Source organism: Exiguobacterium sp. MH3 (genome assembly GCF_000496635.1).
Lineage (GTDB): Bacteria > Bacillota > Bacilli > Exiguobacteriales > Exiguobacteriaceae > Exiguobacterium_A > Exiguobacterium_A indicum.
Genome location: NC_022794.1, coordinates 2613132 through 2625259, shown reverse-complemented (window position 1 = coordinate 2625259; position 12128 = coordinate 2613132). Strand labels below are relative to the sequence as shown.

Genomic DNA, 12128 nt, shown 5'->3' with positions numbered 1-12128 from the left:
GCTAAAATGGAGCTCCTCCATTTTAGATGAAGGAATCGATTTCTGCGGTTTTTTTTCTTCTATAGTATAGGGACGAAAAACACTATTTTTCAAAAGTAAGTCATTAAAAAATCAGACTATTTTTTTTTCAACTTTTCTATTTACAACCTTAAAAAATCGGAGTAATATCCATCTCATCAACGAACACTAACATGTTAATGCTTCGATCTCAAAGTACGCCGAATTCATGATTGAAGCGGGGGACCCAACCGTCACGAACCGTGACACGGGGTGAATCCTTTCCGAACGGGAAAGGTAGGGCTAATTCCTAGGTATGCCCGAATCCGACAGCTAACCTCGCAGGCGTTTTTAGGAGGGAACGACTCTTTTTCAGTATGCCAAGTTATCAAGGCGATGCTGGGGCCGTTTTTCGCCTCACATCGCCTTTTTGTCGTGTTTAATTGTAAAAATATTGAATAATATGGGGGTAATTTCATAATGGGAGAGCTGTGGAGTATCTTACTACTTGCCTTCTTCTTCGGTACGACGTTCGGGATGATTCATCTGATCGAGCGTGTCCAGTGGAGAGCAGGTGACCGCAAATGACATGGTTTTTACTGGCGACGGGCTGCCTCGTCTTCTTGTATCTCGGTTATTGTCTGATGTATCCAGAAAAATTCTAATCGCATAGGAGAAAAGAAAAACATGTGGACTCAATTCATGATCCAATTTTGGATCCTACTCGTCATCGCACTTTGCGCGGCGGTCTTGCTTGGTCGCTACATCGGGATATACTTCGCACCTGTCGCAGAGCGCCGGGTCGATAAAATTGGTAAGGTCGAACGACGACTGTTGTTGTTACTCGGTGTCGATGAAAAGAAACACGATCAATCGTGGGTCGGCTATTCGAAGAGCCTCTTGCTCGTCAACCTGTTATTTTTCATCGGTGGATATTTGTTACTTCGCTTCCAAGGCAGTCTACCCTTGAATCCGAATGGTGCTGTGAATCTCGACTGGTCGACGGCGCTTCATACGACGATCAGCTTCATGACGAATACCGATCAACAACACTATTCAGGCGAGGCACTCTCATACCTCTCGCAAACGTTCGTCCTCGGAACGATGTTATTCGTCGCTCCAACGATGGCATTCACGGTCTGTATCGCTGTCATCCGTGGACTTGCGAATAAACCGCTCGGTAACTTCTATGCCGACTTCTTCCGCTTCATCTTCCGAATTCTCTTACCGATTTCGTTCGTCTTCGGTTTAGCGATGATCGTACTCGGTGTACCGCAGACATTCGGAGGAGCAGTCAGCGTCACGACGCTCGAAGGAGCGAAGCAGTTGATTTACCGCGGACCGGTCGCTGCTTTTGAAGTCATCAAACAGCTTGGTAACAACGGTGGCGGTTTCTTTGGTGCCAACGGAGCGCATCCGTTTGAAAACCCGAACCAGTTCGTCAACTTCATCCAGATGTTCTTGATGCTACTGATTCCGATGTCACTTCCGATCGCTTACGGAAAAATCATCGGTTCAGCGAAACAAGGTCGACTATTCCTTGGTGTCATGACGCTTCTTTTCATCATGATGACGGTCGGAATGGCAGGGAGCTTACTTGCGAATCCAACGGCACATGGTCAGGAATTACGATTTGGTCAAATCGGAACGGCGCTCTACAGTTCGATCACGACGGCAGCTGAAACCGGTGCGGTCAACGCGATGCACGACTCACTGCATCCACTTGCTGGATTGATCCAGCTCGGTAATATGATGCTCAATGTCGTTTACGGTGGAGCAGGTGCAGGATTCTTGAACGTCTTGCTTTATGCCTTCGTCGCGGTCTTCCTGACAGGTCTCTTGATCGGTCGGACACCGACGTTCCTCGGGAAGAAAATCGAGACGTTCGAAGTGAAGATGATCGCGATCGCGCTACTCGTGCCGCCCTTCCTGATTCTCGTCGGAACGGCAATCTCGATGTACGTTGCACCAGGCGTCGCCGGCATCTCGAACCCAGGCTATCACGGACTGTCGCAAGTCTTGTATGAGTTCACGTCTGCGACGGCGAACAACGGATCAGGTTTTGAAGGACTCGGTGACGCAAACGTCTACTGGAACGTCTCGACGTCATTCGCGTTGTTCTTCGGACGCTACATCCCATTGATCTTGATGCTTGCAATCGTTGGTTCGCTTAAAGCGAAGCCATCGGTTCCGCAAGATGAATTTTCGTTTAAGACAGACACACCACTCTTCGGAACAGTCTTCCTCGGTACGGTCGTACTCGTCGGTGCATTGACATTCTTGCCAGTGCTCGTACTTGGACCAGTCGCGGATTGGCTGACGATGTGAACAGGAGATAAAAGCATATGATGGAACGAATCATGCATCCGACGCCCGAGGAACACCAACCGAACGGGGAGCCGGAACACCAATCCAAATCAGCAATCAATGGCTCGATCGCGCGTCAAGCGACGATCGATGCCTTTAAAAAATTAAATCCCGTCAATATGGTCAAACAACCGATCATGTTCGTCGTCTGGATCGGCTGCTTGCTCGCAATCGGCTATACGATCTTCATTGATGAGATGCGTGGCTTTAACTTGACGGTCAGTATCATCCTCTTCTTAACGGTCTTGTTCGCGAACTTCGCTGAATCGATCGCGGAAGGACGCGGGAAAGCCCAGGCGGACTCACTGAAAGCGTCAAAAGCAGATGTCATGGCACGTAAACGTGTCGGACAACTGATTCAAAGCGTTTCGTCCGCGACCCTTCGGAAGGGCGATATCGTCTTCGTCCGAGCAGGAGAGTATGTACCGGGTGACGGTGAAATCATCAAAGGACTTGCTTCGATTGATGAATCGGCGATCACCGGTGAATCCGCACCCGTCATCAAAGAAGCGGGCGGTGATTTCTCCTCGGTCATCGGCGGCACACTCGTCGTCAGTGACGAGATCGAAGTCCGGATCACAAGCAATCCGGGTGAATCATTCCTCGATCAGATGATTGCCCTCGTTGAAGGCGCAAGTCGTCAAAAGACACCGAACGAACTCGCGTTATCAACGCTCTTGACGAGCTTGACATTGATTTTCTTACTTGTCGTCATGACACTACCTGTCTTTACGAACTACCTTGGATTTGATCTGTCAGGTCCGATCTTGATCGCCTTACTCGTCTGTTTGATCCCGACGACGATCGGTGGCTTACTGTCAGCAATCGGAATCGCCGGAATGGACCGTGTTACCCGCTTCAACGTCATCGCGATGAGCGGGAAGGCGGTCGAAGCAGCAGGCGATATCCAAACGATCATCTTGGACAAAACAGGAACAATCACGTTCGGTAACCGGATGGCGTCGGAAATCACGCCAGTCGGCGGACGCACTGCCGAGCAGGCGTTTGAGGGGGCAATCCTCGCCTCACTCGCTGATGAGACACCAGAAGGACGTTCCGTTCTTGAACTCGCTGAACTTCGCGCGATGCCGGTGGAACAACACTGGTTAGATGGAGCAGAGATCGTACCGTTCCGCGCAGAGACACGGATGTCCGGACTCGACTTAAGAGATGGTCGCCGTGTACGGAAAGGGGCGGGGCAAGCGATTCAAGAATGGGTCAAGGAACAAGGTGGAACCATTCCGAATGATTTGCAAGAGAAAGTAGATGCAGTTTCTCGTCTTGGTGGAACACCACTTGTCGTAGCGATCGACGCAACGATCCTTGGCGTCATATATTTGAAGGATACGGTGAAACCGGGCATGCGTGAACGATTCGATCGGTTGCGTGAGATGGGTATCAAGACGGTCATGTGTACGGGTGACAACCCGTTGACGGCAGCAACGATCGCCCGCGAAGCAGGCGTCGATGATTTCGTCGCGGAATGTAAGCCGGAAGATAAGATTCGTGTCATTCAGCAGGAACAAGCAGCTGGTCACCTCGTCGCGATGACGGGAGACGGAACGAATGATGCACCAGCGCTCGCTCAAGCCGATGTCGGACTCGCGATGAACAGCGGAACGCAAGCCGCAAAAGAAGCGGCGAACATGATCGATCTCGATTCGAACCCGACGAAAATCATCGAAGTCGTCGAAATCGGGAAACAGCTCTTGATGACACGGGGTGCCTTGACGACGTTCTCGATCGCAAACGATGTCGCGAAATATTTCGCGATCATCCCAGCAATGTTCATGGTCGCAATCCCGCAGATGGAAGTACTCAATATCATGCGTCTTGATTCACCGACGAGTGCGATCTTGTCTGCCTTGATCTTCAATGCGATCATCATTCCGATGTTGATTCCACTCGCGATGCGGGGGGTTACCTACAAACCGATGACGGCGGATCAATTACTCGGTCGTAACTTGCTGATCTACGGTCTTGGCGGTGTCGTCGTTCCATTCATTGGGATTAAAATCATCGATGTCTTGCTTGCAAGCATCCTCTAAGGAGAAAACGAATCATGAAACAAGCCATTCGTGTGACGGTCTTCGTCACGGCGTTATGCGGGATCGTCTTTCCCGCTTTATTGACCCTGTTCGGTCAACTACTCGTACCGGATAAAGCTGAAGGTTCTTTAGTACAAGAAAACGGAAAATTCATCGGATCGGAATTGATTGCCCAGCCGTTCACGTCGAAACAGTATTTTCACGGACGTCCATCAGCGGTCGATCAATTAGCGGGAGCGTCTGCTGGGGATAACCTAGCAGCATCGAACCCGGAGCTTGGCACGAAGATGGCGGAATTACAGAAACAGAACCAAGTGGACGGCGCTTCGCTTCCGGACGATGCCCTCGTGACATCCGGTTCTGGCTTCGATCCGCACATCTCAGTCGATTATGCTTTGGTTCAGGCGAAGCGTATCGCAACCGCGCGCGACCTGTCGCGTGAAGAAGTACGGAAGTTGATCACGAAGGAAGCAGGAACACATGATTACGTCAACGTCCTGCGCTTGAACTTAGCCCTTGATCGGAGTAAATCATGACACGAGGAAAGCTGAAGCTGTACATCGGCTCAGCTCCTGGTGTCGGAAAGACGTATAAGATGCTTGCCGATGCACGAACATTGACGCTTGAGGGTAAGGATGTCGTCATCGGTCTGATTGAGACGCACGGTCGAAAAGAGACGGCGGAGATGGTCGGGCAACTCGAACAAGTCCCGCTACTTGAAGTCGTCTACAAGGACAAGACATTCCCCGAGGTGAACGTGGACGCGATCATTGCCCGTCGCCCGGATATCGTACTGATCGATGAACTGGCGCATACGAATGCGCCAGGATCGGTACGAAAGAAACGCTATCAAGATGTCGCAGCACTTCTTGAAGCAGGAATTAATGTCTATTCGGCCGTCAACATCCAGCATTTCGAAAGCTTGCTCTTTAAAGTCAAGGAAGTGACGGGTGTCGAAGTGCGGGAACGCATCCCGGATCCGTTTCTCGGGGAAGCCGATGAGATTCTACTCGTCGATGTCACACCACAGACGTTACGGGAACGACTCGAGCAAGGAAAGATCTACAAAAAAGAAAAGATTGAACAGAGCTTGAATTCGTTCTTCTCGCTTCAGAATCTTGCGAGCTTACGTGAGCTATCGCTGCGTCAGGTCGCGGACGAAGTCGACGATCAAGTCTATCAATCACGTTTGCTGATCGAAAAAGATCCGGCGTCGCTACAAGAACGAATTCTCGTCTGTATCCAGCTCAACGACAACGCGCGGAAGTTGATCTATCGCGGCTTTCGCATGGCAAGTCGATTGAAGGCAGAACTGTATGTCCTAACGATTTTACCGGCAGCAGAAAATCAATTGAATGCGAAACAGAAAGAAGTCTTAGCGATGGTACGCGAGAGCGGCTCCTTGTTCGGAGCAGAAGTTCTAATCCGAATCCAAGGCGAGCGCTCGATCGCCCAAGCGATCACGGCAGCTGCCAAGCATCATCGCATCACTCAAATCGTCCTCGGTCAATCCGCACGGACCCGTTGGCAGGAAATTCGGCGCGGATCAATCATCAATGAAATCATGCGTCATGTCCGCGGGATTGATATTCAAATCGTTGCCGATGACATGGAACGCTAGGGGAGCCCTTCCGCGTAAATGCAGGGGTTCTCTTCGAAGTTTGTCGTTTCACAAGACGAACGAGTCGGTCATTCTCCCTGTCCTCAGGGCGGGAGGTAAGCCGCGGCATCCCTGCATTTGATGCGGTCTGCCGGGTCTTACCTAACCCTGACGAAAGCGCCGAGCGCGCTTTTTTATCCTGTAGGAGTGGAGGATGACATTTTTCGTTCTACATCAATCAAAAAGGAAAGACCGTTCCAGTGAAGTCACCAGAACGGTCTTTCCTTTTTTTGTTGGAATCATTTCAATGATTTAAAGACTCGGCTTCATCGTTTCCTCAACGAGCGAAGACTGGAATATCGAAGACAGCTGTATAGCTATCCATTTGTTGATATAAATCATAGATGCGAGTCGTTTGTTTCGCTGCCCATCCCATGTCTGTCGCATATTGATGACGACCAGGATTCATTGGGTTCCAGCGCATTTTATAGAGTGTGTTTTGATTGTATGCATGGTGAATATATTGGGTTCCAATAAATTCGGCTCCACCCATGATGGCTGCTTCCGGTGTGAACCATCCTTTTTCGTAAGCTGTTCTTGCTCCACCGTTGATTGGATCTGAATCGATAGCACCGATGCCGTACATGTTGTAGACCATTTTTCCATTCCACATGACTCCATTCGCTAAAGTTGACGTTCCATTTCCTGTCTCAAGTAGCGCGTGGGAGATCAAGTAGATTTCGTTGACGGAAAAGGCTGTACCAGCGTCGATGAATGCTTGTCCACAGCTTCCAGTCGTACATTTACCAAAGATGCCTTTTGTACTGATGATCTTATCTAATGTTGCGGCAGATGCGCCTGTCGTCTTCGATAAATCAAGGAATTGGAAGAATTCCTTTGAAGAGCGGCTGACTTTTAATGGGTCAGCGACGTTCCGGACATCGGACTCGAGTGCATTCAACCAACCGAGTGTCCAGTATCCAGTGGAAGACGTGTAAACACGCGGATACGTCGTATAGAAATCACCGATTCGTTGATAGACCTTAATCATCTGTTTCGGCTGGAATTGTCCATAAATATGGCTATCCGTCGCCGCACCCGATCGGATGTTGAGTGGTGTCGTTGACGATACGGTCGCGAGTGTACCATTGACTGGGTCTTCTAATCCACCGAATCGAACATACATCGAGCTGACATACATCATCTTATTTTTATACAAATCGGTTTGAGGTGAAGGATTTAACTTCATTTGAGTGCTGATGAAGTTATCAAATGTATACGGTGTCGCAATGGAGTTGTAGACATTTAGTTTTGAAGATGTCGTTACAAGTGTTCCATTATACGCATAGCCTGATTTACCTTGATAGGAAATCTTATACCATTGGCCGATTTGTCCGGTGACGTTGACGACGACGTTCGAAGGAATCGTCGTCACGACTTGATAGGAACTTCCGACATACGAGCGAAGTGGAGTAGGACTTGTAGCTCGGACGTATAACGAATCTTTCGATACATAGTCAATCTTACTTGTAGATGCGTTCGTATCGACATACCCTGTTTTTCCATTGATCGTTACTTTATGCCACTGTTTATTCGTATGTGACGTAATCAGTGAAGTCGTGTAGTAGACGTTTCCTTTAGCTAGTGTCGTAAGTGCTGTTGCTTCTTCTAAAGGTGAATTTCGAATGATTAAGTTCTCGTTCGCGAGGAAACGAGCGCCACTAATCTTTTTCGTTTCTGTATAAGGTGTTAAAAGAGAGCCATCGATATACCCTGTTTTTCCATTAACACTTACGTTCATCCATGTCCCGATTGAACCATTCACTTGTACGACTGTTCCTTTCGTAAGCGATGAGACTTCGCTGTATGTCGGACCAGCATATGACTTCAGAGAAGTCGTTTGTACCGTCTTATAGCGATGGGCTGAAATCTTACGGTATGAAATCGGACTTCCTTGATTCGCTCGGATATATCCTGTTTTCCCGTCTACTGAAATACGATGCCACGACTGACCGTGACCGTTCGTGACAAGGCGCGTCGTGTAATAGACATCTCCGCTTTTTAGCGTCTTCCATGTATCGGCATCCGCCTGATACGTCGTTTTGACGTCGATGGATGTATTTAATACATAACGCGCTGCTGAGATCGTAGACGTTACGATATATTCGTTCAAATCATCCTGATGAACATATCCGATTTTTCCTGCATACGTCACACGGTACCACTCATTGATAGCCCCTGTTACGGATACCTTCGTACCGCTTGGGATAGACTTGATGGAAGCGTAAGATACGCCAGCATAAGACTTTAATCCTGTAGCGTCGGTTGTTTTCATCGTCACGGCATCCGCTTGATAGGAGACTTTTTCTCCTGTTCCGTAAGCGATGTAACCGGTCTTTCCGTCTTTTTTGATCTGATACCATTTTTTAGAACCAAGTGTGACGAGACGTGTCGTGTAATAGATATCACCCTCTTGAAGCGTAGCGATTTTAAACGCATCTGCTTCAGGAGCGACTAAGATATCGGTGGATGATGTGACGGCGAAACGTGTACCTGAAATGGTTTGGACGAGGGCTGCTGTCTTAAACGTCGAAGCCGACGCATATCCTGTTACACCATCGTACGTGACACGATACCATGTACCGATTCGACCAGAGACGAGCGGTTTTGCACCGGCCGGAATCGACTTGATTCCTGCATACGAACTGCCTGCATAAGAGCGAAGTGTCGTTTTAGCTGTTGTGACGAAAGAGACGTTCTTCAGGCTTTCATAATTCACGATCGTTCCTTGATTCGCTAAAAGATAACCGGTTTGACCGTCTTTTTTAATTTTGTGCCACGTGCTACCTCGAGAATCCGTTGCAAGTGTCGTCGTGTAATACGCATCGCCTGTTTTTAAAGAAGCAATCGTTTTACTCGTCGAAGAGGCAGATGCTTTGATTTCGACGGATTTCTTCAAGAGAACACGTGTAGTAGGAATCGTTTTGACACTTTGTTTAGAGACTTGTAAAAAAGCGTCACGGTGCATGTATCCACTATTTTTGCCGTGACGAACGCTATACCAGCCGTCGATTTTTCCGACTACTTCAACGTTTGTCCCAACTGGAATCGATTCGACTTTTGGATAACCCGTTCCTGCATAAGTATGTAGCGTGTAGGTATCCGTCGTACGTGATGTTTCGTTCGCAATCTTCTGATAGGAAACAGGAGTGGCACCAGATAGGACATATCCTGTTTTTCCTGCGTAGTTCAGGCGATACCACGTTTTGCCGTATGGATCGGTAATCCGTTGTGTCGTATAATACACATCTTTACTTTGCAAGGTACCAATTGTCGTTGCTGTCGTGCGTGCCGCATTTTTAATCGCCGTATTCGTAGAGACGATATAGCGTTGTCCAGAGATCGTTTGCTTTTTCTCATACAACACTAAATATTTTGAAGCGACATATCCCGTTTTTCCGCCATCTGTTACTTTTTTGTAGCTTCCGGCATCATATGCGGATGAAACGACCGTTCCGGTCTTGATCGTCAACAAGCGTTTCCGTGAAGATGTCGTCTTATCATACAGATCCGTATCTGCCGATAGACGATAAGCCGTTACTTTCGTTGTTGCTGCGTTCACTATCGGTAGAGATGATAGAATGATGCTAAACACGATAAGAAGACTCGCGAACACCTTCAAAGGTTTCGAGATGGATGTCGTATTCAAAGTATCTTTCCTCCTAGTAGATATTCGTCCAAGCGGACGGAATCGGCTTCTAGGATGTCTGGTCTAAGGTGTACGTACTTATGCCTATTCCTACTATCGACCATATCGGATTTTTATGAAGAAAATATTGGGTTTTTTTGAAAAAAGGGATTTAGTTTTTTGAAAAACCCTCCTGTTTGTTTAAACAAGAGGGAATAGGATCAGATAGTGAGACGTGCGAGGATTTCTGTTAAATTCGTCGTCGGGCGTTCACAAGTAAAATCATGACAGAGATACGCCGTTGGCTCTTCTGGTTCTGGATAATCCGCGAGCAAAGAGACGTGCGGCAAAAGGTCACGCTTCGTACCAATTAACAACGCAACTTCCGGTAAGCGTAACTGTTGCAGTTGCTCGATTTCGACCGGGATGTCTACGTCTTCTGGAATCAAGATAATCAATTCCTTCGGTTCCATCTGCCGGTAGGTGAAGGTACTGACAAGGGAGGCAAATCCGGTCGGTTGTTGCTCGACTTCTTCGATTAAAGCTGTGAGCGCCCGTTCGGCACTTTCCTGATAAACGAGACGCCCGGTCAGACGACTAAGCGTGAAGAAAGCGTTTAAGGCAATACTATTTCCAGCAGGTGTGACGCCATCATACAGATCGAGTGGGCGAACGAGTAGCTCATCGGAGCGTGACGAAGTCAGATAAAAATAACCATCTGCTGTTTGAAACTGGTCCTGCAGCACATCTGCGAATGCTAAAGCTTCCTTTAGATGAAGCGCCCGTCGTGTTGATTGGAATAGTTCAAGATGTGCATCGATCAAGTACGCATAGTCATCGAGGAAACCGTGACCGGTCGCTTGTCCATCTCGGTAATGAACAGCAAGGTGATTCTCCGTGCGGACGAATCGCTCGAGTGATGTCATCGCACGCGTGGCGACACGTGTATAATGCGGTTCACCAAAGACACGACCGGCTTTAGCGAACGTCGAGATCATCATCGCGTTCCACGATGTCAGGCGCTTATCATCACAAAATGGTCGCGGGCGTTCACTTCGCGCACGAAGAAGAATTTGTCGCTCGCGTTCGAGTTGCGCTGCTGTCTCAGCAGGTGACAAGTGGATTTCACGTGCGAACATCTCGAGTGTTTGTCCTGTCCGGTAAAAGACATTCCTTCCTTCGAAGTTCCCGGACTGGGAGGCATGGTAAAAGCGCGGGAACAGCGCGTCTGGTCCGAGTAAGTCGGTCAGTTCAGAAGCCGTGAACGTATAATAATGTCCTTCGCCTCCTTCACTATCCGCATCCAAGGCGGCGTAGAAGGTGCCGTCCGGTGCAGACAACTCACGCTCTACGAATGTCAGTACTTCTTCCGCGTAACGTCGGAAGCGTATTTGTCCGGTCACTTGGTACGTCTCGATACATAGGGTTGCAAACCAAGAATTGTCGTACAGCATCTTCTCGAAATGAGGAATCTGCCACTCGGCATCGACCGTATAGCGGAACAGACCGTAGCCGACTTGATCCGTCATCCCGCCGTCACGCATCGCAATCAGTGACCGCATGACCATATGGAGCGCTGTTTCGTCTTCCGCGAATTGATAATAATCAAGCAAGAAACGAAGCAGGGCTGGCGACGGAAACTTCGGTGCCTCGCCGAATCCACCGTGTTGACGGTCAAATTGGCGCATCGCTTGATCAAAGGTCTCGTGAATGATGGATTCATTCCAAGTATGGGTAGACGTCGTAGGCTGCAATACGTCGCGAAGCGTTTGCGACATGTTCTGACCGACTTGTGCGATTTTTTCTGGTGAACGGCGGAATTGCTCGCTGAGCTGAAGCGTCACCTGACGAAAACTCGGGCGGTTGAACTGAGGCGTCTTCGGAAAATACGTGCCGATGTAAAATGGTTGCTGGTCCGCTGTCATGAAGACGCTCAGTGGCCAGCCACCTTGTCCGTTCATGACTTGAGCCGCCGTCATGTAGACATGGTCGATGTCAGGACGTTCTTCCCGGTCGACCTTGATTGCGATGTAGCGTTCGTTCAAGAGTCGTGCCGTTTCTTCATCTTCGAAGCTCTCATGAGACAGCACATGGCACCAATGGCACGTCGAATAACCAATCGATAAAAAGATCGGCTTGCCGCTTTCTCGAGCGGCAGTGAAGGCGTCTTCGCCCCACGGGTACCAATCGACAGGCTGATGAGCGTGTTGCAATAGGTAGGGACTCGTTTCATGGATAAGTCGATTCGACATGATGGATTTCCCTCGTTTCTTCTATAGTAATGAGTCCTCTTCACGATACTCGGCTTTTACGGCAGGTGCAACTTCAATTCTGAGACAGAAGAAAACGATTTTTTAAAAGAAAGATTGACTTTATAAAAGAAAGTGTGATAGATTAATACAAGTCATGAATCGGGGATGATCACTCA

At 48.6% G+C, this 12128-nt stretch carries 7 protein-coding genes and 1 riboswitch; of the genes, 5 read left to right on the top strand and 2 right to left on the bottom strand.

Features of this window, described 5'->3' with window-relative positions; translation table 11 throughout:
- The first annotated feature begins 206 nt into the window (after positions 1–206).
- Positions 207–360, top strand: a riboswitch (cyclic di-AMP (ydaO/yuaA leader).
- 221 nt (positions 361–581) lie between these two features.
- The 5 genes from U719_RS17135 to U719_RS13695 are packed head-to-tail and all read left to right on the top strand — an operon-like array spanning position 582 to position 6033.
- The gene (locus U719_RS17135; RefSeq protein ID WP_071908832.1) at positions 582–662 is read left to right on the top strand and encodes a potassium-transporting ATPase subunit F; all 81 of its coding nucleotides are present in this window, start codon (positions 582–584) and stop codon (positions 660–662) included.
- 22 nt (positions 663–684) lie between these two features.
- Positions 685–2325, top strand: coding sequence for a potassium-transporting ATPase subunit KdpA (kdpA, locus tag U719_RS13710; protein ID WP_023469377.1), 1641 nt, complete (start codon positions 685–687; stop codon positions 2323–2325).
- A gap of 17 nt (positions 2326–2342) precedes the next feature.
- Positions 2343–4412: a potassium-transporting ATPase subunit KdpB gene (kdpB, locus tag U719_RS13705; RefSeq protein ID WP_023469376.1), complete on the top strand. Its 2070-nt coding sequence runs from the start codon at positions 2343–2345 to the stop codon at positions 4410–4412.
- 14 nt (positions 4413–4426) lie between these two features.
- The gene (gene kdpC, locus U719_RS13700) at positions 4427–4948 is read left to right on the top strand and encodes a K(+)-transporting ATPase subunit C (protein ID WP_023469375.1); all 522 of its coding nucleotides are present in this window, start codon (positions 4427–4429) and stop codon (positions 4946–4948) included.
- Positions 4945–6033 carry a universal stress protein gene (locus tag U719_RS13695; protein WP_023469374.1) on the top strand — a complete coding sequence of 363 codons (1089 nt, stop codon included), beginning with the start codon at positions 4945–4947 and terminating at the stop codon, positions 6031–6033. Before kdpC ends, U719_RS13695 begins: the two co-directional genes overlap by 4 nt.
- A 316-nt stretch (positions 6034–6349) precedes the next feature.
- Here U719_RS13695 and U719_RS13690 read toward each other — a convergent pair whose 3' ends face one another.
- Positions 6350–9721 carry an SH3 domain-containing protein gene (locus U719_RS13690; protein ID WP_023469373.1) on the bottom strand — a complete coding sequence of 1124 codons (3372 nt, stop codon included), beginning with the start codon at positions 9719–9721 and terminating at the stop codon, positions 6350–6352.
- A 200-nt stretch (positions 9722–9921) separates the two neighbouring features.
- Positions 9922–11952: a thioredoxin domain-containing protein gene (locus U719_RS13685; protein WP_023469372.1), complete on the bottom strand. Its 2031-nt coding sequence runs from the start codon at positions 11950–11952 to the stop codon at positions 9922–9924.
- Positions 11953–12128 lie beyond the last annotated feature (176 nt).

Bases quoted from the DNA above. Each gene is read 5' to 3' on its own strand.
- U719_RS17135 (WP_071908832.1), top strand. From the start codon at position 582: ATGACATGGTTTTTACTGGCGACGGGCTGCCTCGTCTTCTTGTATCTC.
- kdpA (WP_023469377.1), top strand. From the start codon at position 685: ATGTGGACTCAATTCATGATCCAATTTTGGATCCTACTCGTCATCGCA.
- kdpB (WP_023469376.1), top strand. From the start codon at position 2,343: ATGATGGAACGAATCATGCATCCGACGCCCGAGGAACACCAACCGAAC.
- kdpC (WP_023469375.1), top strand. From the start codon at position 4,427: ATGAAACAAGCCATTCGTGTGACGGTCTTCGTCACGGCGTTATGCGGG.
- U719_RS13695 (WP_023469374.1), top strand. From the start codon at position 4,945: ATGACACGAGGAAAGCTGAAGCTGTACATCGGCTCAGCTCCTGGTGTC.
- U719_RS13685 (WP_023469372.1), bottom strand. From the start codon at position 11,952: ATGTCGAATCGACTTATCCATGAAACGAGTCCCTACCTATTGCAACAC.